Origin of the sequence: Nocardioides sp. cx-173, from assembly GCF_021117365.1 — a bacterium.
In the GTDB taxonomy this organism is placed as follows: domain Bacteria; phylum Actinomycetota; class Actinomycetes; order Propionibacteriales; family Nocardioidaceae; genus Nocardioides.
In genome coordinates, this window is the sequence record NZ_CP088262.1 from 1,438,023 (window position 1) to 1,460,889 (window position 22,867).

A 22,867-nucleotide genomic window follows, 5' to 3' on the forward strand; every position below is an offset into this window, starting at 1 on the left:
GAGTCGCCGTGCGCCGAGCCGTCTGCCCGGGGTCCTTCGACCCCGTCACCCACGGCCACCTGGACATCGTGGCCCGAGCCTCGAGGCTCTTCGACGAGGTCATCGTCGCGGTGGGCGTCAACCGGTCCAAGAGCCGGATGTTCTCCGCCGAGGAGCGCATCGCGATGCTCGAGCGGGCGTGCGCCCCGTTCGACAACGTCCGCGTCGACGGGTTCGCCGGCCTGCTGACGACCTACTGTGCCGAGCACGACGTCGCGGCCATCCTCAAGGGCCTGCGCGGTGTCTCCGACTTCGACTACGAGCTGCAGATGGCGCAGATGAACGCCTCGCTGACCGGGATCGAGACGGTCTTCGTGCCGACCAGCCCCGAGCACGCGTTCGTGTCGTCGAGCCTGGTCAAGGAGGTCGCGGCCTTCGGCGGCGACGTCTCGGCCTACCTGCCGGACTTCGTCCACGCAGCACTGTCCGAGCGACTGGCCCAGCGGTCGGCCCAGCAGTCGGCCGGCCAGCAGGACGCGGCCGGAGAGGGCTGAGCGGGCGGCGACGACGGCTGCGTTTTGCCCCTCCTGTGACCGGCGGATACCATTCCTGTGATCTGTTGTGTGCCCGGAACCTGAAAGTGATCCACTGAGCAAACTGGACCCGAGAGCGCCGCTCGTGCTCGACACTCGCGAGCTCGGCCGCCGCCCGGGGTCCCAGCGCGAGGTGTCACTCACGGTCCCGGCTCCGGCAGATCTCGGCATCGAAGTCCTCCACGTCCCCGAAGGCGCGCCGGTCCAGCTGGACCTGCGCATCGAGGCGGTCATGGAGGGCGTCCTGGTCACGGGTGAGGCGCAAGCCGCGCTCGAGGGCGAGTGCGTGCGGTGCCTGGAGCCGATCGACGACGAGATCGACGTACGGTTCCAGGAGCTGTGCCTCTACGACGACCAGGTCGCCCCCGGGGAACCTCCCGAGGACGACGGGGTCAGCATGCTGCAGGACGACCTGGTCGACCTGGAGCCCCTGCTGCGGGACGCGGTGGTGCTCGCACTACCCTTCCAGCCGGTGTGCGAGGACGACTGTCCCGGGTTGTGCGTCGAGTGCGGCGCGCGGCTGGCGGACGATCCCGAGCACTCGCACGAAGCCGCGATCGACCCGCGTTGGGCGGGGCTGACCGCGCTGAAGCAAGACGAAGACTGACCAGCAGCTAACCTGAGCTGTTCCAAGCTGTCAGAGCCTGACCGGGCCCCCGGTCGACGTATGAGGAGATCACAGTGGCTGTCCCGAAGCGGAAGATGTCACGCAGCAACACGCGCCACCGTCGCTCGCAGTGGAAGGCCGTCGCGCCGACCCTGGTGACCTGCGCCAACCCCGCCTGCGGTGCCAAGCACCTCCCGCACCGCGCGTGCGGGACCTGCGGCCAGTACGGCGCCAAGGCCGACCGTCGTCAGGTCCTCTGACCTCGTCGCCAGTCCGCTGACCGACTACGGCGAGCTCCGCAGCGCGCTCGGCGACCCGATCCTGGATCCCGAGCTGCTCGAGCGCGCCCTCACGCACCGCTCGTACGCCTACGAGAACGGCGGGCTCCCGACCAACGAGCGCCTGGAGTTCCTGGGCGACTCGGTGCTCGGCGTCGTCGTCACCGAGACCCTCTACCTCACCCACCCGGACCTCTCCGAGGGCCGGCTGGCCAAGCTGCGGGCCGCGGTGGTCAACGCGCGCGCCCTGGCCGAGGTCGGCCGCGGCATCCGGCTGGGCGAGTACGTCAAGCTCGGTCGCGGCGAGGAGGCCACGGGCGGGCGCAACAAGGCGTCGATCCTCTCCGACACCGTCGAGGCGGTCATCGGGGCGATCCACCTCAGCGGTGGCGGCATCGCCGCCTCCGCCGAGGTCGTGCACCGGCTCTTCGACCCGCTCCTCGAGGCTGCGTCCGCCATGGGAGCCGGACTCGACTGGAAGACCTCCCTGCAGGAGCTGGCCGCCGAGCACGCCCTGGGCGTGCCCGAGTACCTCATCGAGGACGAGGGACCCGACCACATGAAGACCTTCACCGCCCGCGTGCGCGTCGGCGAGGATGTCTACGGCGAGGGTGTCGGTCGCTCCAAGAAGGAGGCGGAGCAGGCCTGCGCCGAGACCGCCTACGGCGACATCATGCGCGCGCTCTCCGCCCGCGTCGGGGTGACCGACGCCGCCGGCGCCGAGCCGCCTCCCGACTGACGTGCCCGAGCTGCCCGAGGTCGAGGTCGTCCGCGCCGGCCTCGAGCGGCACGTCCTCGGCGCCACGATCACCCGCGTCGAGGTGCTCCACGAGCGCTCCGTGCGCCGCGACCCGCGCGGACCCACCGGCTTCGCCGAGGCGCTGACCGGCCGCCGGATCGAGGCGGCCCGCCGTCGCGGCAAGTACCTCTGGCTGCCGCTCGACAACGGCGACGCGCTGCTCGGCCACCTCGGCATGAGCGGCCAGCTGCTGGTCCAGCCGCCGTCCCTGCCCCCCGAGCGGCACCTGCGCGTCCGCCTCGACCTCGACGGCGCCGCCGAGGGCCGCGGCCTGCGCTTCGTCGACCAGCGGATGTTCGGCGGGCTGTCGGTCTCGGCCGGGGGAGCCGAGCTGCCCGCGGAGATCGCGCACATCGCCCGCGACCCCCTGGACCCGCTCTTCGACGACGCCGAGTTCGTACGCCGCGCGCGTCGCCGCACCGCGGGCGTCAAGCGGCTGCTGCTCGACCAGGGCCTGGTGTCCGGGGTCGGCAACATCTACGCCGACGAGGCGCTGTGGCGCGCGCGGATCCACGGGGACCGGCCGGGCGACCGGCTAAGCGGGCCGCAGCTGCGCCGCCTGCTCGACCACGCCCGGGAGGTGATGTCCGAGGCACTCGGCCAGGGCGGCACGTCCTTTGACTCGCTCTACGTCAACGTCAACGGAGAGTCCGGCTACTTCGACCGCTCCCTGCACGCCTACGGCCGCGAGCAGGAGCCCTGCGACCGCTGCGGCACGCCCATCCGCCGGATCGCCTTCATGAACCGCTCGTCGTACTTCTGCCCCACCTGCCAGCCGGCCCCGCGCCGGCGGCGCAGCGTCCCGCCCGTGGTGCCGCTGGCAGATTGACCGCACGCGGTGTTGGTGGGACTCTTGAAGACGGCCCGACCGGGCCGTCCATCCTCTCGAGACCGGAAGGCAGCATCCATGGCCAAGGCGCTGATCGGCTACCTGAACAGCGACCTGCGAGACCCCCGCCTGGCGGCCGAGAACGCCCGCCTGCGCACCCGTGTGGGAGAGCTCGAGGACCTCGTCCTCCGGCTCACCGAGGAGAACGACCGGCTCGTCGCGTCCCGCGCGGCGGACCTGCTCGACCTCGAGCCCGCGCACCTGCAGGAGATGCAGCCCGCCTGAGCCCTCGGGCTCGCACGCAGGCAGACCGCGCCGACCACGCCGGTCGGACGTACTAGCCTGTCGACCTCGTGAGCCGCTTCCTCGACACCGTCGCCCCGCGGCGGCTCGGGGTCCCGTTCCGGTGGGTGCTCGCCTCGTCCTGGGTGAGCCAGATCGGCGACGGGATCGCGCTCGCGGCGGGCCCGCTGCTGGTCGCGTCGCAGACCGACGAGGCCTTCCTGGTGGCCCTCGCCGCGCTGCTGCAGTGGGCGCCGCCGCTGCTGTTCGGGCTGTACGCCGGCGCACTGACCGACCGGCTGGACCGCAAGCTCATCGTGGCCGGCGTCAACCTGGTGCGGATCGCCGTCCTGGTGCTGCTCACGCTGTCGGTGGCCACCGACATGGTGTCGATCTGGCTGGTGCTGCTCGCGCTGTTCCTCATCGGGACCGCGGAGATGTTCGCCGACAACGCCGCGAGCACGATCCTGCCGATGATCGTGCACCGCGACGACCTCGCGATCGCCAACGCCCGCATCACGACCGGGTTCATCACCGTCAACCAGCTGGCCGGGCCGCCCGTGGGCGCGGCGCTGTTCGCCGCCGGCATGGCCTGGCCGTTCGCGGCCCAGGCGCTGCTGGTGCTCGTCGGGCTGTCGCTCTTCACCCGCGTACAGCTGCCGCCGCACGGACGCGACCCGGCCGCGAGGACGCACATCCGGCACGACATCGCCGAGGGCTTCCGGTGGGTCCGTCACCACGCCGCCGTCCGGACCCTGGTGCTCACGATCTTCACCTTCAACATCACCTTCGGTGCGGCCTGGTCGGTGCTGGTGCTCTATGCCACCGAGCATCTGGGTCTGGGCGCAGTGGGCTTCGGGCTGGTCACCACCGTCACCGCCGTCGGCGGGCTGCTCGGGACGTTGACCTACGCGTGGCTCACCCGCCGCGTCTCCCTCGGCGACATCATGCGGGTCGGGCTGGTCCTGGAGACGCTCGTGCATCTCGCGCTGGCCCTCACCACCAGCCCCTGGGTGGCGATGCCGGTGTTCTTCGTCTTCGGGGCGCACGCGTTCGTGTGGGGCACCACCTCGACCACGGTCCGCCAGCGCGCCGTACCCCTCGAGCTGCAGGGACGGGTGGGCTCGGTCAACCTGGTCGGCGTCTTCGGCGGCCTGGTCGTCGGCGCCGGCATCGGCGGTCTCCTCGCTCAGCACCACGGCGTCACCGCTCCGTTCTGGTTTGCGTTCGCCGGCTCCGCGGTCTTCCTCGTCCTGATCTGGAGCCAGCTCACCCACATCGCGCACGCCGACGAGGCGCCGGTGCCCGGTTGAGGGCGGGGGAGTTTCACCGGGTGCCCGGTGAAACTCACGCCGCCCGTATGAAGCTTCATGCGGAAGGCGTGACATTCACCGGGTGCCCGGTGAATCTTGGGACTGCAGTGACCCACGGGACACCGACAACCCGCGCGCGCCGCCGACCGGACGACGAGGCGCCGGCGTTCCCCGGATAGGGCGGCGAGGAAGGTAGGGTGAGGCGCGCTGAGCTTCCCCCGCGACGGGTGCGACCCACCCGCGCTTCAGTGCCGTAGATGCCCTGTCCACCACTGATGGAGTCTCGCGTTGTACCTGAAGAGCCTGACCCTCAAGGGGTTCAAGTCCTTCGCCTCCTCGACCACGCTCCAGCTCGAGCCGGGCATCACCTGCATCGTCGGTCCCAACGGCTCCGGCAAGTCCAACGTCGTGGACGCGCTCGCCTGGGTCATGGGCGAGGCCAGCGCCAAGTCGCTGCGCGGCGGCAAGATGGACGACGTCATCTTCGCCGGCACGTCCGGGCGCCCGCCGCTGGGCCGCGCCGAGGTGCTGCTCACGATCGACAACAGCGACGGCGCGCTGCCGATCGAGTACGCCGAGGTGACGATCAGTCGAACGATGTTCCGCAGCGGCGGGTCCGAGTACGCCATCAACGGCACCTCCTGCCGGCTGCTCGACGTCCAGGAGCTGCTCTCCGACTCCGGCATCGGCCGCGAGATGCACGTCATCGTCGGCCAGGGCCAGCTCGACCAGATCCTGCACGCCACCCCGGAGGACCGCCGCGGCTTCATCGAGGAGGCCGCGGGCGTCCTCAAGCACCGCAAGCGCAAGGAGAAGGCGCTCCGCAAGCTCGACTCCACCGACGGCAACCTCAACCGGCTGGGCGACCTGCTCAGCGAGATCCGCCGCCAGCTCAAGCCGCTGGGGCGCCAGGCCGAGGTGGCGCGGCGCGCGGCCGGTGTCCAGGCAGACGCGCGCGATGCCCGGGCCCGGCTCATGGCCGACGACCTGGTCACCGCCCGCACCGCGCTCGAGCAGGAGATGGCCGACGAGACCATCCTGGTCGAGCGGCGCGAGCAGGTGGAGGCCCAGCTCGCCCAGGGCCGCGAGGCCGAGGCCGCGCTCGAGGCGGCCCTGCGCGACGACCTGCCTGCCCTGTCGCGCGCCCAGGACGTCCAGTACGCGCTCAACGGCCTGCGCGAGCGGCTGCGCGGCACCCAGTCGCTCGCCGCGGAGCGGGTCCGCAACGCGGCCAGCGTCACCGACACCGAGCTGCAGCAGGGCCGTGACCCCGACGAGCTCGAGGCCGAGGCCGAGCGGGTGCGCGCCCGGGAGCAGCAGATCGCGGCGGAGGTCGACGCCGCCCGTACCGGCCTCGAGGAGGCGGTGACGGCACGGCGTGCGGCCGAGGACGCCGCGGCCGAGGAGGAGCGCCGCGTCGCCGGGCTGGTGCGCGCCGCCGCCGACCGGCGCGAGGGGCTCGCCCGGCTGCACGGTCAGGTCAACGCGCTGAGGTCCCGCGCCGCCGCCGCCGACGACGAGATCGGCCGGCTGAGCCTGGCCCGCGAGGAGGCCGTCGCCCGCGCCGACCGCGCCCAGCGCGACTTCACCTCGCTGGAGACGAAGGTCGCCGGCCTGGACGCGGGGGAGGAGGGCCTCGACGCCGAGCACGAGGCCGCCAGCAACGCGCTCGCCGACGTCGAGGAGCGCCTCGCCAAGACCCGCGAGGAGGCCCAGCAGGCCGACCGCGACCGGTCGACCCTCGCCGCCCGCAAGGACGCGCTCGAGATGGGCCTCAACCGCAAGGACGGCGCCGGCGCGCTGCTCGCGGCCACCGACTCCGTCTCGGGCCTGATGGGCTCGGTCGCCGCGCTGCTCACCGTGCGCAGCGGCTTCGAGACCGCGGTCGCCAGTGCGCTGGGCTCCGCCGCCGACGCCGTGGCGGTCACCGACGCCGGGTCGGCCGTGGCCGCCATCGGCCATCTCAAGGATGACGACCTGGGCCGCGCGGGGATGCTGCTCGGCGGGCTGGCCGAGACCGACGACCGGCCGTGGCCCGCCCTGCCCGGCCATGCGTCGTACGCCGTCGACGTCGTCGAGTGCCCCGAGACCCTGCGGCCCGCGCTGACCCGGCTGCTGTTCAAGGTGGCCGTCGTCGAGGACCTAGCGACCGCCCAGGCCCTGATCGCCGACCTGCCCGACGTCACCGCGGTCACCCGCGAGGGCGACGTGCTCGGCGCCCACTTCGCGGCCGGCGGGTCCAGCAGCCAGCCGAGCCTGATCGAGATCCAGGCGGCCGTCGACGAGGCGGCCTCGATGCTCGCCGAGGCGGTCGCCTCCGCCGAGCGCCTCACCTTCGACCTGTCCCGGCTCGAGAGCGAGCGGCTGGACGCGCAGAAGCGCGCCGACGTGGCGCTGGCCAAGCTGCACGAGTCCGACGCGACCCTGGCCGCCGTGGCCGAGGAGCTGGGCCAGTACGGCTCCCAGGCGCGCTCCGCCCGCGGCGAGGCCGACCGGCTCACCCAGGCCATCGAGAAGGCCCAGGCCGCCCGCGAGCAGGACCTGGCCGGCCTCGCCGATCTCGAGGCCCGGCTGGCCACCGCCGAGGACGCGCCCGACGAGGAGCCCGACACCTCCGAGCGGGAGCGGCTCGTCGAGGCCGCCAAGGCGTCGCGCCAGGCCGAGATGGATGCCCGGCTGGCGCTGCGCACCAACGAGGAGCGCTCCCGGGCACTGCACGGCCGGGCCGACAACCTGCTGCGCGCCGCTCGCACCGAGCGCGAGGCCCGGGCCAAGGCCGCCCAGCGCCGTGAGCGGCTGCTGCGCGAGGGCCGCGCCGCGGAGGCGGTCGGCGTCGCGACGTCCTACGTCCTGTCGCGCCTGGAGGTCTCCATCCACCAGGCCACCGTCGCCCGGCAGCAGGTCGAGCAGTCTCGCAGCGGTCGCGAGCGCGAGCTGCTCGAGGTCCGGGCAACGCTGCGCCAGCTGACCAAGGAGCACGACGAGCTGGTCAACTCCGTGCACCGCGACGAGATGGCCCGCACCCAGCAGCGGATGCGGATCGAGCAGATCGAGGAGAAGGCTCTCGAGGAGCTCGGCCTGGACGCGGACGGGCTGGCCCGCGACTACGGCCCGGACCAACCGGTGCCGGCGACGACGCCCGACGAGGAGGGCAACCTCCCCGAGCCGGTGCCCTACGACCGCGAGGAGCAGCAGAAGCGGCTGCGCAAGGCCGAGCGCGAGCTGACGACGCTCGGCAAGGTCAACCCGCTGGCGCTCGAGGAGTTCTCCGCGATGGAGGAGCGTCACAAGTTCCTCACCGAGCAGCTCGAGGACCTCAAGCGCACCCGCAAGGACCTGCTCGACATCGTCCGCGAGGTCGACGCCCGGGTCGAGACGGTGTTCACCGAGGCCTACGCCGACGTCAGCAACGCCTTCGACTCCACGTTCGCGCGGCTCTTCCCCGGCGGCGAGGGCCGGCTGGTGCTCACCGACCCCAACGACATGCTCAACACCGGCATCGAGGTCGAGGCGCGACCCGCCGGCAAGAAGGTCAAGCGGCTCTCGCTGCTCTCCGGCGGGGAGCGCTCCCTGGTCGCGGTCGCGTTCCTGGTCGCGCTGTTCAAGGCCCGGCCCTCGCCGTTCTACATCCTCGACGAGGTCGAGGCCGCGCTCGACGACACCAACCTCGGGCGGCTGCTGGAGATCTACGAGGAGCTGCGCGAGAACTCCCAGCTCCTGGTGATCACCCACCAGAAGCGCACGATGGAGGTCGGCGACGCGCTCTACGGCGTGACCATGCGCGGCGACGGCGTCTCCGCGGTCATCAGCCAGCGGCTGCGGGATCAGGACGGCGGGGCCGCGTGACCCACCGCCCCACCTGCGCCGACTACGTCGCCTGGCGCACGGTCACGACCCGCTGGCGCGACGATGACGCCTACGGCCACCTCAACAACGCCACCTACTACGAGCTGTTCGACACCGCGGTCAACGCCCACCTCTACGAGGCCACGGGGGTCGACGTGCGAGCCCTGCCGCAGATCGGCGTCGTCGCGGAGACCTCGTGCCGCTACTACCGCGAGCTGGGCTTCCCGGCGCCCATCGAGACCGGGCTCGTGGTCGACAAGGTCGGCACCTCGTCCGTGGTCTACCGGATCGGCCTCTTCCAGGGCGACGGCGACGACGCGGCGGCCGAGGGGCGCTTCGTGCACGTGTACGTCGACAACACCGACCCCGCGCGACCCGTGGCGCCGGTCCCCGACGCCATCCGCGCCGCCGTCCTGCCGCTGCTCCGACACGCCGCCGAATGACGCTCCCCACCGCGGGTGTGCGACCGTGGATCGTGGGGTACAGACCCACCCGCAACGACGTCTCGGAAGGCTCCTGCCGTGCTCATCATCATCCTCGTCATGGCCGCGATCCTCGTCCTGTGCGGCCTGGTCCTGACCTACGTCGCGTTCCCGCACCGAGGCGCGGACGTGCCCACGGCGCCCTGGCTGGGCAAGAGCATGGCCAAGGCGGTCGACGCCCTGCCGACGCTGGACGCCGAGGACGACGACCAGCCGCGCACTGCGGGGTCTCCGCTGGACCAGCGGGCCCCGCGCTGACCGGCGACCCCGGACCGCTGCCGGCCGCCGTCCTCGGCAGGCCCCTCTGGTTGGATTGAGCCCATGGATGCCCTGGCTCTCGTGATCCTGCTCGTCGCCGTCGTCGGCCTCGCCCTGGTGGGTGCGGTCGTGGGGCTGGTGACGACCAGGCGGCGCCGCCCCCGGCCGCTGCCCAACACCCACACCGACGTCCTCGGCACCCCGGTCGCCGAGGACGAGCCGCCGGTCGAGCTCTCGGCGCCACCGGCGACGATCGAGCCCGAGGTCCCCACGCTCGAGCGGCCCGAGGGGACCGCCTCCCGGCTGGCCCGGCTCCGGCAGCGCCTCGCCGGGTCGCAGGGCGGGCTCGGCCGCGGCCTGCTCGCCCTCCTCAGCCGGGACCGGCTCGACGAGGACACCTGGGAGTCGATCGAGGACACCCTGCTCACCGCCGACATCGGCGTCGCCCCGACCCAGCAGCTGGTCGACAACCTGCGGGCCCGGATGCGAGTCGAGGGCGGGGCCGACCCGCGCGCGGTCCTGCGCGAGGAGCTGCTCGCGCTGGTCGACCCGGACATGGACCGCCGGCTGAACGTCTCCGGCGCGGATGGGCAGCCCGGCGTCGTGCTGGTCGTGGGCGTCAACGGCGCCGGCAAGACCACCACGGTGGGCAAGATCGCCCGGATCCTGGTGTCCGAGGACCTGCGGGTCACGCTGGGTGCGGCCGACACGTTCCGCGCCGCCGCCGTCGAGCAGCTGGCCACCTGGGGTGAGCGAGTGGGCGTCGAGGTGGTCAGGGGGAGCGAGGGCTCCGACCCGGCCAGCGTGGCCTTCGAGGCGGTCAAGCAGGGGGCCGCCACCGAGGTGGACACCGTCATCGTCGACACCGCCGGCCGGCTCCAGAACAAGCAGGGCCTCATGGACGAGCTGGGCAAGGTCAAGCGCGTCATCGAGAAGCAGGCGCCGGTGACCGAGGTGCTGCTGGTGCTCGACGCCACCACCGGCCAGAACGGCATGATCCAGGCGCGCGTGTTCAGCGAGGTCGTCGACGTGACCGGCATCGTCCTCACCAAGCTCGACGGCTCCGCCAAGGGCGGGATCGTCGTGGCGGTCCAGCGCGAGCTCGGCGTGCCGGTCAAGCTGGTCGGGCTCGGGGAGGGCCCTGACGACCTCGCGCCGTTCAACGCCGAGGCGTTCGTCGACGCGCTCCTGGGCTAGTCGGGGCGCAAGGCCCCGCTCAGAGGCTGCGCTGCCGCAGCCGGCCCCACAGCTCGAGGTCCGCCCCCTGCTCGAGGTAGGCCGTGTCCTCGTCCGAGAGGGTGCGCTCTCGCCCGGCGATCGACTGGGTGTATCGGCGGTGCGCCTGGGCAAAGGCCGCGTCGAACAGCGGGTCCGGCTCGAGGCCGAGCCACTGCAGCGCTGCCGCTGCCGCCGCACCGTCCGGGTCGCCGAAGAGCCGCTCGTACTCGACGACCGCCACCCGCTGCGGGTGGCTCCTCCGCATGCGGCCGACGCGCCGGAGCGCCCTGTTCCAGGGCAGGAGAGCGGCGCGGGCGCCCTCGGTGGCCGCCCAGGCCGGGTCGGCCTCGTTGCGGGCCCGCCGGTCCCAGGAGGCCGCCACGTCGCGCACGTCCCGGATGATGCAGAGGAACCGGGCGTCGGGAAGCGACTCCAGGATCGGACGGATCCGGAGGTGGGTCAGCTTGTCGCCGACGTACTCGGCGTGGTCCCACTTGCGGTCCAGTGCCTCGTAGAGGTCGTGCCAGCGGGGGTGGACGTCGGGGCGGATGTTCGTCAGCCCGTCGGAGAAGTCGAAGAACCGCTCACGCGTGAAGTGGTCGGGCGTCAGCGTGCCCTTCATCTCCAGGCCCACGAGGACCTTGTAGCGCTCCATCCCGATCGCCACCTTGGGGTGGCTGTCGAAGAGCTCGGTGAGCGCGGTGGTGCCTGAGCGTCCGAGTCCGGCCAGGAAGAGGGGGCGGGGCATGGCGAGCAGTGTAGGGATCTCGGATGCGTGGACGGCACGGCTGTCCGCTCGTCGGAGTGCGGGAGCTAGGGTGCCTCGCGGAGGACCAGCAACGACAGAACAGGTGGTGTGAGGTGACCGGGCTCCTCGAGTATCCGCGGAGGTACTGCAGCGTCTGTCACCAGGTCGTGCGGCGCGAGTTCCGGCCCGGGCCCGGGGGGCGGCCCAACGCGTCGTGCCCGCGCTGCCGCAGCCTCGAACGGCACCGCTTCTTCGCCATCCTGCTCAGCGTGCTCGGGCCCACCCTCGAAGACCTCGACACCCTCCTGGAGGTCGCGCCTGCCACCGAGACCTCGCCGATCCTCGGAGATCTCGGCGCGCGCCGGCACCTCCGGCTGGACCTCGGCGCCGACAACCGGCTGGTCGACGTGCTCGGCAGCCTGACCGACCTGCCGCTGGCCGACGACTCGGTCGACCTGCTCGTCTGCTACCACGTTCTGGAGCACATCCCGGACGACCGGGCCGCCATGCGGGAGATGGCCCGGGTGCTGTCGACGTCGGGTATCGCCCTGCTGCAGGTGCCGTTCCGAGCGGGGAAGCGCACGGACGAGGATCCCGATGCTCCGGAGGAGGAGCGGGTGCGGCGCTTCGGCCAGGTCGACCACGTTCGCTTCTACGGCGACGACTTCGAGGACCGTCTGGTCGAGTCCGGTCTGGCGATCCAGAGGGTCACTCCACGCTCCCTGCTCGGCGCAGAGATGAGCACCTGGCTGCACGTCAATCCCGACGAGCTCGTCTGGATCGCCCGGCCGCTGGCAGGAGCGGAGGTGCCGCCACGAGAGCTCCCGAGGCCGACGTCGCTCACCCGGTCGCTGACGGCGATGCTGGGCGAGCTGACCCGTCTGCACGGGGAGCTGGACCGGCAGCGCCAGGAGACCCGCCGGCTGCGCTCGGTGGTCGACCGGCTCCGACAGGAGCGCGACCGGCCCCTGGGGATCAAGGAGAGCGCGCGGGCCGGCGCCCTGGCAGTACGGCGCCGAGTCGGCCGGACGATGGCGCGCGACTGACACGTCGGTCACCGACAGGCGCACGCGCCTGTCGTACCGTGTCCCCGTGCCCTGGGCCCGTCCTGAGTCTCCCGTCCAGCGCCCCCAGGAGCCGCTGGTGGAGCGCGTGGTGACCGACGCGGTGCTGACCCGGACCACCCATGGCAACCTGGCGGTCCTCGGTCGCCCGGACCGCTGGATCCGGGGGGCGGTCCACACGAGGGGCGGCGCGGTCGTGTCGGAGTCCCAGCGCGTCTGCGGCGGAGGCGGCGAGCGCTACGCCGCCTGCGACCCCGCGCTGCTCAAGGATCTCGGACAGCAGGCGCCGGGTCGCCGGCTGCGCGGGACCTGGCTCTACGGCGGCCACTGGATGCCGATGTTCGGCCACTTCATCACCGAGACGCTCACGAGCCTGTGGACCGAGACGTCGGTCGACGGTCTGGTCTTCCACTCCTGGCTGGCACCCCGCGGTGAGGTGAGCCCGTGGCAGCAGCGTCTGGTCGAGCTCGCGGGACGGCAGGGTCTCGACGTGCGCGTCGTCGGCACCCGGCACGCGGTGGATCGGCTGGTCGTCGCGGAGCGCCCCTACGTCGTCAACGGCTGGGCCCGCCCGGAGGCGGTGGCGGTGTGGCGCACGGTCGCCTCCGGCGTCACGTCCGATCGGTCCCCGGACCGGGTCTACTTCTCCCGCACCCGCCACAACGCCGACGCGGTGAACCGGGGCCGACCCGTGCGCTCGTCGCCGCAACGCGACCGGGAGCTCGACCAGGACTTCGAGCGTGCCGGGTTCGCCGTGTTCTTCCCCGAGGAGCTGAGCGTCGACCAGCAGATCGGTCTGGCGGCGGGAGCCCGGGTGATCGGGGGCAACTCGGGCTCCGCCCTCCATCTCTCCGCGTTCGCGTCGCACCCGGCGTACGTGGTGGAGGTCGGTGACGAGCGAGCACCGCACGGAGGCCTTCGCAACCAGCAGGTCATCGACGCCGCACGCGGCCACCACCACGCGTTCGTCCCTGCCGCACGGCGTGCCGCTGACATACTCGACGAGCTCGAGCTCATGTCTCCACCGACGAAGGAAGCCAGATGACCGCGACGCCCCTCGGCAACGCCGAGCCCTCCGCCGAGAAGCGCTCACCCGCGAAGCAGTACGTTCCCCGCTCCAAGGTCGTCCAGCGTCTGCTGAGCCTGTTCGACGAGCCGAGCTACCTCGAGGTCGGGGTGAGCAGGGGAGTCACCTTCCACGCGGTCAAGGCGCGTCGCAAGGTGGCCGTGGATCCGGTCTTCGACTTCGACTGGCAGACCGAGCAGGAGAAGCGCCGCGACACGACGACCTACCACCAGGTGACCAGTGACGAGTACTTCGGGTCCATCATCGGGGAAGGTGAGAGGTTCGACGTCATCTTCCTCGACGGGCTCCACACCTTCGAGCAGACGCTGCGAGACCTCCTCAACGCGCTGGACCACCTGTCGGAGGGCGGCATCATCGTCATCGACGACGTCCGTCCGAGCAGCTACCACGCCTCCCTGCCCGACCACCTGCAGTCCGTCCGCGTGCGGCAGTGGGTCAAGGGAGACAACAAGGACTGGATGGGTGACGTCTACCGCCTGCTGTGGTTCATCGACACCTTCTGCCAGCAGCTGACCTACCGCACGGTGAGCAACAACCACGGCGTGGCCGTCGTGTGGCGGCAGCGGCGCTCCTCGGTGGTCGAGCGCTCCGTCCGCACGACGGCGGAGCTCTCCTTCGAGGACTTCGTACTGCAGCAGGACGTCCTCTCCCTCGCGCCGTTCGGGAAGATCTTCCGCGAGATCCGTGCCCTGCGCGAGCCGGCCGGCGCCGACCCGTCCGGCATCGACGCGACCGGCTGACCTGTCACCGGGTCAGTCCTCGTGGGCCCGCGCAGACCGCTGCATGAGCAGCTGCACCGCATCGTCGAGGAGCTGCGCCGCGCGCGCGTCGAATGAGTGCTCGGCCGCGACCAGTTCTGCCGCGGCACGTCGGCCAGCCTCATCGGGGAACAGGGTCTCGCGCTGCGCGACGATGCCGACCAGCTCCTGCTGGTCCTGCCACGGCTGCACGAGGCCGTGGAACAGCTCGCGCAGGTCCACCCCGGGGACATCGTCGCTCGCCACGCGGGCGCCCGCGGCCGCCGCGTCCATGAGTCGGTTGGAGACGAAGCCGGCGGCGCGCATGTCCTCCCAGTGGTCGTTGAGGACGACGCCCGCGGACGCGTAGAGCTCGCCGAGCTCGGCGTTGTCGACGAGCAGCGAGCTCACCGCGCCCTCGGGCAGGATGTCGTGCCAGCCGGCGCCGTGGACCGTGACGGGGAGACCGGCCGCGTTCGCGTGGCGCAGGGACGTGCGGTAGACGCCGCGGGAGTTGCCGACGAAGAGCACCTCGGGCCCCGTGTCGAAGGTGGCGCGGCCGGGGTGGAAGAGGGTCGGGTCGGTCGCCTGCAGCAGGGGCCGCACCTCGACCCCCCACTCGGCGCTGACCTGCTCGGACCACGCGACGCTGGCGGCGTACACCCGGTCGAAGCGCGCGACCTCCTGCGGTGTCACCAGGTCGGGGTGGCTGATGACCCACTCCAGGTTGACCCGCCCGGGGCGGGGCACGACGAGGTCGAGGCCGCGCAGGACGAGCACCACGTCGTCGAGGTCACGGCTCGGGCGGTGGCGCTGCTCCCGGGCGTCGACCGCGACGTGCTGCCCGAGTCGACGCAGCGCGGCGGCCAGGGCCTCGCCGAAGTGGGTGTCGCCCCAGGCGAGCCCCTTGGGGCCGGCGGGCGAGGCGAGGTCGATCGCCCACCGCAGCACGGGCGCTGCCTGCGTGACCTGCAGCGAGCCGCGCAGCGGCTGAAGCACCGCGCTGGGGCACAGGGCGGGGTTGTCCTCCGGCCCGGTGGCCTGCCCCGGCAGTACGTCGTAGCGGTGGCGGACCACGTCGAGGCCCGCGGCACGCCAGGCGTCCGCCGAGCCGCCCGGCGGCCGGTGGCGCGCCGCGAGGGTCCGCATCGCGGCTGCGGTCACCGCCGGGTCGGGGGTCGGGGTGGGACGGGCGACGATCTCGACATCGGGCACCAGGCCGGTGGCGCCGTGGCCGGCCGCGGCCCCACGCAGAGAGAGGTCCGACATGGTCAACGGGCCGCACAGGGCATCGAGCCCGTCCAGGTCGGCGAGGTGCTCGCCGCGCATGGCGACGACCGGTCCCGCGGCGGCGGGGACGGGTCGCCGGCCGGCGCGGCGGGCGTCCTCGGCCGGATGGCCGGCCAGGAAGGGGTAGGGCACCGCCAGGTCGTCGTCGAAGGCCGCCCCGGCGGTCTGCACGGTGCGGGTCGTGTCCAGCACCAAGGGCTGAGCGAACGCGACGCCGTCCTCGAGCGCGCCGGCGAGCCGCAGGGCGGCGGGCAGGTCGGGGTCGATGGGGTCGAGCACGAGCACCACCTGCTCCCCGCGCGTGGCGGCGAAGCCGACGTTGGCCCGGACCGCCGCGCCCCGGTCCATCTGGAGTGTCACCAGCCGGGCGTGGCCGAGGACCTCGGTGAGCACGCCGAGAAGCACGTGGTGCGAGCGGGGGAGCCGTTCGCCGACGACGACGGCGTCCACCGGCAGCCCCTCGCGGGCCGCCGCGGACACCGCCCGCAGCCACAGGACCAGAGGGCGGATGGAGCCCGCCGCGGGGAGCACCACGCTGGTGTGCCCCGGCACCCGCTCGGCGGCGCGTGCGGCCTCCCAGTCGACGAGGTGGCGCGAGGCGATGACCGAGAGCCAGGCCGGCGACTCCTGGTTGCTGATGCGCGGGCCCGCGGTCGCATCGTCGGAGTCGTCGGTGTAGTCGACGCCGAGATAGCTCACCAGGTGCGGCGGGGTGCGCTCGGCCATCTTGAGCACCAGGTCGTAGTCGACCCCCCGCCGCAGGCTCTCGTCGAAGCCACCTACCTGGGTGACGAGCTCGCGCCGGGCCACCAGGACGTTGAGGTCGATGTGGTTGGCCACGAGCAGGTGTCGGTGCGTGCCCTCGAACGCGCGGTAGTAGACCTCGCCGTCCCTGGCCGCCTGCAGGGCGGCGTGTGCCATCTGCCAGTCGGGGTGGGCCTCCAGCTCGGCGAGCATCACCTGGAGGAAGCCCGGGCGCCACTGGTTGTCGGTGTCGAGGAAAGCGACGTAGCGGCCGCGGGCGCGGGCGAGCCCGGTGTTGCGCGCCGCGGAGACCCCGTGATGGCCCGCGGGCACCACGACGATCCGCTCGTCGAATGCGGCCATGCCCCGCACGACGGAGAGGGAGTCGTCGGTGGAGCCGTCGTCCACGATCAGCAGCTCCCAGTCACCGAACGTCTGGCGCTGGACGGACTCCACCGCGTCACGCACCACGGTGGCGCGGTTCCACAGCGGCATCACGATGCTGACCAACGGCGTTCCGTCGTCCGGTGCGACCGGCATCGTGCCGGGCTCGAGCAGGTCGCCGGGTCGCTCCGCGCTCACGCGGGGCGCGTTGCGCAGCCCCAGATCCCGCTGCCACTGCCGCAAGGCTCGCGCGCTGGCCACCGCGACCTCGCCGAGCGTCACGGTGGGGGCATCCGGGCCGCCTGGAAGGACCGAGTCGGGCGTGGCCCGCTCCAACCACCCCACGAGGGGGCCGAGACGGTGCTCGGCGGCCGCGGGGTCGGCACGAGTGATGGCCTCCAGGTCCACCAGCGGATGGGGCGAGGCGTTGCTGCGTACGCGATGGTTGTTGAGGAACCACAGCAGCGGGTTGCGCAGTGCCGGCGGCCTGCCGAAGCGCGGGTCGACGGCCTCGATGAAGAACAGCGGGTGCGGCGAGAGTGCCGGGTTGGCCACGTAGGCGTCCACCGCCGCCGCCCTGGAGCCCAGCTTGCGCCCCAGCTGCTGCTCCACCCAGTGCTGGTCGAAGAGCGGGGTGTCGAGGAGGACCTGGCGGCCCTTGGCGGTGATTCGGCTGGCGGGCGGGGTCGGCGCCCCGGGGCGCAGGCCGGTGCGTCGGGCGGCCGCGCCGGCGACGCTGCGGGCGCGGCGGAGGAGGTCGGGTGTCTCAGGAGGCACGTCGGTACTCCACCAGCCGTCGGAGCGGGCGCAGCGCCCGGGGGGTCGGGCGCAGCACGGTGTCCGGGCGCACGGTCGAGATCGCGGACGTCGCGTCGAGGTACTCGCGGACCCCGGCGAAGGCCTCGGGGTAGCGCTGCTCGCAGAGCAGCAGCAGCCGGTCTGCGCCCAGGCCGTAGGGGTCATAGCGCAGGGTGTCGATCTTGACGTACGGCAGGCGGCCGCCGTCGAGCGCGACGTCGGCGAGGGCGATGGCGGGGTTCCAGGGGTCCTTCGCCCGCTCGAGCAGCCAGGACAGCTGGCGACGCGATCGCGGCGGCGGCAGCCGGTGCACCGTCCACCACGCGACCCGGCGCTGCGCGAGCGTGCGGTCCGCGTCGGTCTCGGAGAAGTACGAGGACCAGCGGAACCCGGCGTCGGTCAGGGACCGGCTCAGCCCGACCTCGTAGGCGGCGATCACCTTGCCGCGGTCCGAGACCGGCGACATCGTCCGCCAGAACCGCGCGAACGCCTGCGAGTCGAGGACCCAGGGCCGGAAGGCGACGAAGAAGCTCTGCACGTGGGGGTGGACGCGTTGGGAGGCCGTGAGCCCCCAGAAGTCGGCGGGCCGGCTCCCCATCGTCTCGAAGATCTCGGAGTAGTCGACCAACGGCCCGACGTAGGTGTCGTTGCAGACGATCACCTCGTCGTGCCCGGTGAGCCGGCTCGCCTCCAGCCCGGTCTTGTAGCTGAAGAAGTCGTAGCCGTAGTTGGGCCGGCGGATGAGCCGGGCGTGGCTCTCGAGGAAGGCCGCGCCCTCGTCGTCCAGCTCGGCGGTGGACACGACCACCAGCTCGTCGACCGCCGAGGCCAACGCCGCGACGTGGCGGCGGACGTGGGGGGCCACCAGGCCGCGGGGGTCGTAGTGAGCCATCACGGCCAACCGAGACAAGGCTCCTCCTGGTGCCGGATGCGGGTGTGCGCGATCGGTGATCGTACGCGACGGCGCCCGTCGTCCCGGGCTGCGGATCCCGTAACGCAGACGTAACACCAGGAGGGAACTCGTTGCCTGCCCGCAACATCGGACGGCGGGCCGCGAAACCTCGGACCCCGAAAGTTCTGACCAATGAGGTGGGGATCTCGCGGCGACAGTGCGGTCGCCGGCGGGCCGCGTCTCCCCGGTTAGATTTCTGGAGGTTCTGTGGACGGCTATTACGCCTTCATGCTCGTCGCGACGGCCCTTGTCCTGATGATGACGGTGCCGGCGCTGGCGCTCTTCTACGGCGGCATGTCGCGGTCGAAGTCCGTGCTGAACATGATGATGATGTCCTACATCGCCGCGGCGATCGTCGGCATCCTGTACGTCGCCGTCGGCTGGTCGATGGGCTGGGCCGGAGACGGGACGTTCTTCGCCAACCCCTTCGACCTGTTCTGGCTGAAGGACGTCCCGACCGACACCTACATCGGCGTGATGTTCCAGATGACCTTCGCGATCATCACCGTCGCCCTGATCAGCGGCGCGGTCGCGGACCGGATGAAGTTCTCGGCCTGGCTGCTCTTCGTCCCGCTGTGGGCGCTGCTGGCCTACTTCCCGATGGCCCACATGGTCTTCAGCTGCACCGAGGACTCGCTGATCTGCGGCCGCATCGGGGCCCAGGACTACGCCGGCGGCACGGCGGTCCACATCAACGCCGGTATCGCGGCGCTGGTGCTCGTGCTCCTGCTCGGCAAGCGCATCGGTTGGCCCAAGGACCAGATGCGCCCGCACAACCTGACCCTGACGATGCTCGGCGCCGGCCTGCTGTGGTTTGGCTGGTACGGCTTCAACGTCGGCTCGATCGTCTTCACCGGCGCCACGGACGAGGAGAACATCGCGCAGTTCTTCTCCGAGACCGGCCGCACCTTCGCCAACACCACGCTCGCCACGATGGCCGCGATCCTCGGCTGGCTGCTCATCGAGCGCCTGATGCACGGCAAGGCCACCTCGCTGGGTGCCGCCTCCGGCATCGTCGCGGGCCTCGTCGCGATCACCCCGGCCGCCGGCGCGGTCGACATCGAGGGTGCGGTCGCCATCGGCCTCATCGCCGGCGCGGTGTGTGCCTGGGCGGTCGGCCTGAAGTACAAGCTGGGCTACGACGACTCGCTCGACGTCGTGGGCGTCCACCTGGTCGGCGGCATCGTCGGCACCGTCCTGATCGGTCTCTTCTCGACCTCCGACGGTGCCGGTGGGATCGACGGCCTCTTCTACGGCGGCGGCGTCGGCTCCCTGGGCGACCAGGTGCTGGGTGTGCTCGTGGCGATCGTCTTCTCCGGCATCGTCACGGCGGTCATCGCCCTCGCCATCAAGTACACCGTGGGCCTGCGGATCTCCGAGGAGGACGAGGTCGAGGGCATCGACCTCGCCGCCCACGGTGAGACGGCCTACGACCTGCACACCGGGATGGGTGGGGGCGGCGGCAAGACCGGCGTCCTCGGCACCCAGACCGTCCCCGCCTCGGAAGGAGCACGCGCATGAAGCTCGTGACCGCGGTCATCAAGCCGCACAAGTGGGAGGACGTCCGCGAGGCCCTTGAGACCTTCGGCGTCACCGGCATGACGGTCTCCGAGGTCAGCGGCTACGGCCGCCAGAAGGGCCACACGGAGGTCTACCGCGGTGCCGAGTACGACATCGCGCTGGTGCCGAAGATCCGGATCGAGATCGTGGTCGACGGCGAGGACGCGGACGACATCGTCGGCATCATCGTCAAGACCGCGGCGACCGGCCGGATCGGTGACGGGAAGGTCTGGGTCAGCCCGGTCGAGACCGTCATCCGGGTCCGTACCGGCGACAAGGACGAGGCGGCCCTCTAGCCGCCGCGGCCCCCTCGTAGAGCCCCGACGACCCGGCCGTCCTGAGACGGCCGGGTCGTCGGCACGTCCTGGGGGCATCATCGGCACCGTCCCGGGCGCCGCCCACCCTCAGCAAGGAGCGCACGCATGAAGCTCGTCACCGCGGTCATCAAGCCCCACAAGTGGGAGGAGGTCCGGATGGCCCTCGAGGCCGCCGGCGTCACCGGCATGACGGTCTCCGAGGTCAGCGGCTACGGCCGCCAGAAGGGCCACACCGAGGTCTACCGCGGCGCCGAGTACGACGTGGCGCTCGTGCCGAAGATCCGCTTGGAGATCGTCGTCGGCGACGACGACGCCGCGACGATCGTCTCGACGATCCAGACCAGCGCCGGCACCGGCCGCATCGGGGACGGCAAGATCTGGACCTCGCCGCTCGACTCCGTGATCCGCGTGCGCACCGGCGACCGGGACGACGCGGCCATCTAGTGGTCGCCCTCGGATGACCGCCTCGGAGCGAGCCGCCCGGACCGCCGACGCCGACGCCCTGTGCGTCACCGCCTACGAGGGCTGCGGGGGCCCGGCCTCGGGAGCGGCACTGGTCGCGGTCGGCGGGTACGGCCGCGGCGAGCTCGCGCCGTACTCGGACCTGGACGTGGTGCTGGTCTCCGACCAGGGCGTCGACCTGGGCGACCTGGCCGAGAAGGTCTGGTACCCGCTGTGGGACAGCGGGAGCCGGCTCGACCACTCGGTGCGCACGATGCCCGAGATGCTGACCGCGGCCGCGGCGGACCTGCGCGTGGCGTCCGGGCTGCTGGACGTGCGCCACGTCGCCGGCGACCCCAACCTGACCCTGCGCCTGCGCACGACGATGCTCGCGGAGTGGCGCCGCGGGGCGCGCGAGCGGCTGCCGGCCCTACACGACCTGGTGCGGGCGCGCCACGACCTGCTGGGAGAGCTGGCGCATCTATCGGTTCCCGACGTCAAGGAGGCCGAGGGCGGCCTGCGCGACGCGACCGTGCTCCGCGGGCTGGTCGCCACGTGGCTGGTCGACGTGCCCCACGTGGACCTCGAGCGCAGCCGGAGGTCGCTGCTGGACGTCCGCGACCTGCTGCACGCCACCACGGGGCGGGCCACCGATCGGATCGCTCCCGAGGTGTGGCCGGACCTCGCCGAGGCGCTGGACCTGGCCGACGACCTGGCCGCGCAGGTGCACGTGCGCGACCTCGGGCGCCGGATCGCGCACCTGTCGCGGCTGGCGTGGCGGCGCGTGGACGCGGTCCTGGCGCGTCCGGTGTCGGTGAAGGGGGCCCGACGCCCCTCCCTCGAGCCGGTGGCCGCCGGGGTCGCCCTGTCGGCGGGGGAGATCGTGCTCGACCGCAGGGCCCGCCCCGCCGAGGACCCGGTGCTGCTGCTGCGCGCGGCGACCGCCGCCGCCGAGCGCGACGTCGTGCTCGCGCCGGCCACCGCCGCGCGGCTGGTGCGGGAGTGCCCGCCGCTGCCCGACCCGTGGCCGGACGAGGCCCGGCAGCTGCTGGTGCGGCTGCTGGCGTCCGGCCGCAGCCTGCTCGCGGTCTGGGAGACGCTGGAGGAGACCCAGGCGCTGAGCGGGTTCCTGCCGGAGTGGGAGCGGGTGCGCTCCCTGCCGCATGCCTCGGTCATCCACCGCTTCACCGTCGACCGGCACGTCATCGAGACCTGCATCGAGGCCTCGTCCCTGATCCGCTCCGTGGCCCGGCCCGACGTCCTGATGGTGGCCGCGCTGCTGCACGACATCGGCAAGGGCGGGCTGACCGAGCACAGCGTCGCGGGGGAGCCCTTCGCCCGCGGGATCGCCACCCGCATGGGCTTCGCGCCGGACTGCGTCGACCTGATCTCGCTGCTCGTGCGCTGGCACCTGCTGCTCGCCCAGAGCGCGACCACCCGCGACCCCGACGACCCCGCGACCGTCGAGCTGGTGACCTCGCGCCTGGGCTCGGTCGAGGCGGTCGCACTTCTCGGCGCCCTCACCGAGGCCGACGCCAAGGCCACCTCGCCCAAGGCCTGGTCGTCCTGGCGCTCCGGGCTGATCCTCGACCTGGCCCGCCGCGCGCACGCCGCCCTCGACACCGGCGCCGCCCTGCCGCCGATCCACAGCGACGACGTGCCCGTCCCCGCCGACCTGCGCCCCGACTCCGTCTACATCTCCGTGGAGCCCGTGCCCGGTGGCTCCCGCGTCACCACCATCGCCATCGACCGGATCGGGCTGCTCGCCGACTTCGCCGCCATGTTCGCGCTGCAGCGCACGGTCGTGCGCGCGGCGCGCGTGTGGGCGCAGGGGGAGCACGGCATCTCGGTCTGGGACGTCGCGGACGAGGACCTCGACCCGGCGATCCTGCGACAGAAGTACGACGCGATCGTCGACGGGCGGCTCGACCCGTCGGCCCGGCTGCGGCCCGGGGGCGGCGGTGCGCTCGCCCCGACGGTCGTGGTCCGTCCGGAGGCCAGCGACCACGCGACGGTCCTCGAGGTGCGCACCGCCGACCGGCCCGGCGTGGTCTACCTGGTGTGCGCCACGCTCGCGCGACTCGACGTCGAGGTCCGCTCGGCGCACGTGGACACGCTGGGACCGCAGGCCGTCGATGTGTTCTACGTGGTGGAGCCGTCTGCGGGAGCGCTCTCGGAGACCCGTGCGGCGGGCGCGGCGCACGCCGTACGCGAGGCACTCACGGGTCCCGGCTAGGCTGGACCCTCCACGAGACTCCCGA

The 22,867-nt window shown here is 72.5% G+C and carries 21 protein-coding genes; 18 read left to right on the plus strand and 3 right to left on the minus strand.

Annotated elements, in window-relative coordinates:
* The first annotated feature begins 8 nt into the window (after positions 1-8).
* The 11 genes from coaD (at position 9) to ftsY (ending at position 10,463) form a co-directional block, all read left to right on the plus strand.
* Positions 9-533: a pantetheine-phosphate adenylyltransferase gene (coaD, locus tag LQ940_RS06950; RefSeq protein WP_231242267.1), complete on the plus strand. Its 525-nt coding sequence runs from the start codon at positions 9-11 to the stop codon at positions 531-533.
* A gap of 124 nt (positions 534-657) precedes the next feature.
* Positions 658-1,179 (plus strand): YceD family protein, encoded by a 522-nt coding sequence (locus tag LQ940_RS06955; protein ID WP_231242268.1) that lies wholly within the window; start codon positions 658-660, stop codon positions 1,177-1,179.
* Between the two features lie 74 nt (positions 1,180-1,253).
* Positions 1,254-1,439, plus strand: a complete 186-nt coding sequence (rpmF, locus tag LQ940_RS06960; protein ID WP_149751386.1) for a 50S ribosomal protein L32 — start codon at positions 1,254-1,256, stop codon at positions 1,437-1,439.
* Positions 1,360-2,196: a ribonuclease III gene (gene rnc, locus LQ940_RS06965; protein WP_269217235.1), complete on the plus strand. Its 837-nt coding sequence runs from the start codon at positions 1,360-1,362 to the stop codon at positions 2,194-2,196. Before rpmF ends, rnc begins: the two co-directional genes overlap by 80 nt.
* Before the next feature lies 1 nt (position 2,197).
* A complete protein-coding gene (gene mutM, locus LQ940_RS06970) occupies positions 2,198-3,085 on the plus strand; it encodes a bifunctional DNA-formamidopyrimidine glycosylase/DNA-(apurinic or apyrimidinic site) lyase (RefSeq protein WP_231242269.1) in 888 nt (295 codons plus the stop codon).
* A gap of 78 nt (positions 3,086-3,163) precedes the next feature.
* The gene (locus LQ940_RS06975) at positions 3,164-3,370 is read left to right on the plus strand and encodes a hypothetical protein (RefSeq protein WP_231242270.1); all 207 of its coding nucleotides are present in this window, start codon (positions 3,164-3,166) and stop codon (positions 3,368-3,370) included.
* A 68-nt stretch (positions 3,371-3,438) separates the two neighbouring features.
* Positions 3,439-4,680 carry an MFS transporter gene (locus LQ940_RS06980; RefSeq protein ID WP_231242271.1) on the plus strand — a complete coding sequence of 414 codons (1,242 nt, stop codon included), beginning with the start codon at positions 3,439-3,441 and terminating at the stop codon, positions 4,678-4,680.
* Between the two features lie 288 nt (positions 4,681-4,968).
* Positions 4,969-8,526 carry a chromosome segregation protein SMC gene (gene smc / locus LQ940_RS06985; RefSeq protein ID WP_231242272.1) on the plus strand — a complete coding sequence of 1,186 codons (3,558 nt, stop codon included), beginning with the start codon at positions 4,969-4,971 and terminating at the stop codon, positions 8,524-8,526.
* A complete protein-coding gene (locus LQ940_RS06990) occupies positions 8,523-8,969 on the plus strand; it encodes an acyl-CoA thioesterase (protein WP_231242273.1) in 447 nt (148 codons plus the stop codon). Before smc ends, LQ940_RS06990 begins: the two co-directional genes overlap by 4 nt.
* 78 nt (positions 8,970-9,047) lie before the next feature.
* Complete coding sequence (locus LQ940_RS06995; protein ID WP_231242274.1) at positions 9,048-9,266, plus strand: hypothetical protein; 219 nt, start codon at positions 9,048-9,050, stop codon at positions 9,264-9,266.
* Positions 9,267-9,329: 63 nt separating this feature from the next.
* Positions 9,330-10,463 (plus strand): signal recognition particle-docking protein FtsY, encoded by a 1,134-nt coding sequence (gene ftsY / locus LQ940_RS07000; protein ID WP_231242275.1) that lies wholly within the window; start codon positions 9,330-9,332, stop codon positions 10,461-10,463.
* 19 nt (positions 10,464-10,482) lie between these two features.
* Here the strand turns inward: ftsY and LQ940_RS07005 are convergent, their stop codons facing one another.
* Positions 10,483-11,232: a sulfotransferase family protein gene (locus LQ940_RS07005; RefSeq protein WP_231242276.1), complete on the minus strand. Its 750-nt coding sequence runs from the start codon at positions 11,230-11,232 to the stop codon at positions 10,483-10,485.
* 113 nt (positions 11,233-11,345) lie between these two features.
* Between LQ940_RS07005 and LQ940_RS07010 the strand changes: the two genes are divergently transcribed.
* From LQ940_RS07010 to LQ940_RS07020, 3 genes are read left to right on the plus strand one after another with little or no spacing between them, the layout of a single operon-like run.
* Entirely contained in the window at positions 11,346-12,278 is a 933-nt protein-coding gene (locus LQ940_RS07010) for a class I SAM-dependent methyltransferase (protein WP_231242277.1), read from the plus strand.
* Between the two features lie 46 nt (positions 12,279-12,324).
* Positions 12,325-13,341 (plus strand): glycosyltransferase family 61 protein, encoded by a 1,017-nt coding sequence (locus tag LQ940_RS07015; RefSeq protein ID WP_231242278.1) that lies wholly within the window; start codon positions 12,325-12,327, stop codon positions 13,339-13,341.
* On the plus strand, positions 13,338-14,123 hold the full coding sequence (locus LQ940_RS07020) for a class I SAM-dependent methyltransferase (protein ID WP_231242279.1): 786 nt from the start codon (positions 13,338-13,340) through the stop codon (positions 14,121-14,123). The genes LQ940_RS07015 and LQ940_RS07020 overlap by 4 nt, the downstream gene beginning before the upstream one ends.
* Positions 14,124-14,135: 12 nt before the next feature.
* Here LQ940_RS07020 and LQ940_RS07025 read toward each other — a convergent pair whose 3' ends face one another.
* On the minus strand, positions 14,136-17,315 hold the full coding sequence (locus LQ940_RS07025) for a glycosyltransferase (RefSeq protein WP_231242280.1): 3,180 nt from the start codon (positions 17,313-17,315) through the stop codon (positions 14,136-14,138).
* Complete coding sequence (locus tag LQ940_RS07030; protein ID WP_231242281.1) at positions 17,305-18,228, minus strand: rhamnan synthesis F family protein; 924 nt, start codon at positions 18,226-18,228, stop codon at positions 17,305-17,307. Before LQ940_RS07030 ends, LQ940_RS07025 begins: the two co-directional genes overlap by 11 nt.
* Positions 18,229-18,516: 288 nt before the next feature.
* Between LQ940_RS07030 and LQ940_RS07035 the strand changes: the two genes are divergently transcribed.
* From LQ940_RS07035 to LQ940_RS07050, 4 genes are all read left to right on the plus strand, one after another.
* Positions 18,517-19,809: an ammonium transporter gene (locus LQ940_RS07035; RefSeq protein ID WP_231365083.1), complete on the plus strand. Its 1,293-nt coding sequence runs from the start codon at positions 18,517-18,519 to the stop codon at positions 19,807-19,809.
* Complete coding sequence (locus LQ940_RS07040) at positions 19,806-20,144, plus strand: P-II family nitrogen regulator (RefSeq protein ID WP_231242283.1); 339 nt, start codon at positions 19,806-19,808, stop codon at positions 20,142-20,144. The genes LQ940_RS07035 and LQ940_RS07040 overlap by 4 nt, the downstream gene beginning before the upstream one ends.
* A gap of 126 nt (positions 20,145-20,270) precedes the next feature.
* A complete protein-coding gene (locus LQ940_RS07045) occupies positions 20,271-20,609 on the plus strand; it encodes a P-II family nitrogen regulator (RefSeq protein WP_231242284.1) in 339 nt (112 codons plus the stop codon).
* Positions 20,610-20,622: 13 nt separating this feature from the next.
* Positions 20,623-22,842 carry a [protein-PII] uridylyltransferase gene (locus LQ940_RS07050; protein WP_231242285.1) on the plus strand — a complete coding sequence of 740 codons (2,220 nt, stop codon included), beginning with the start codon at positions 20,623-20,625 and terminating at the stop codon, positions 22,840-22,842.
* Positions 22,843-22,867 lie beyond the last annotated feature (25 nt).

Bases quoted from the DNA above. Each gene is read 5' to 3' on its own strand.
- LQ940_RS06975 (WP_231242270.1), top strand. From the start codon at position 3,164: ATGGCCAAGGCGCTGATCGGCTACCTGAACAGCGACCTGCGAGACCCC.
- ftsY (WP_231242275.1), top strand. From the start codon at position 9,330: ATGGATGCCCTGGCTCTCGTGATCCTGCTCGTCGCCGTCGTCGGCCTC.
- LQ940_RS07005 (WP_231242276.1), bottom strand. From the start codon at position 11,232: ATGCCCCGCCCCCTCTTCCTGGCCGGACTCGGACGCTCAGGCACCACC.
- LQ940_RS07020 (WP_231242279.1), top strand. From the start codon at position 13,338: ATGACCGCGACGCCCCTCGGCAACGCCGAGCCCTCCGCCGAGAAGCGC.
- LQ940_RS07030 (WP_231242281.1), bottom strand. From the start codon at position 18,228: ATGGCTCACTACGACCCCCGCGGCCTGGTGGCCCCCCACGTCCGCCGC.
- LQ940_RS07035 (WP_231365083.1), top strand. From the start codon at position 18,517: ATGCTCGTCGCGACGGCCCTTGTCCTGATGATGACGGTGCCGGCGCTG.
- LQ940_RS07040 (WP_231242283.1), top strand. From the start codon at position 19,806: ATGAAGCTCGTGACCGCGGTCATCAAGCCGCACAAGTGGGAGGACGTC.
- LQ940_RS07045 (WP_231242284.1), top strand. From the start codon at position 20,271: ATGAAGCTCGTCACCGCGGTCATCAAGCCCCACAAGTGGGAGGAGGTC.
- LQ940_RS07050 (WP_231242285.1), top strand. From the start codon at position 20,623: ATGACCGCCTCGGAGCGAGCCGCCCGGACCGCCGACGCCGACGCCCTG.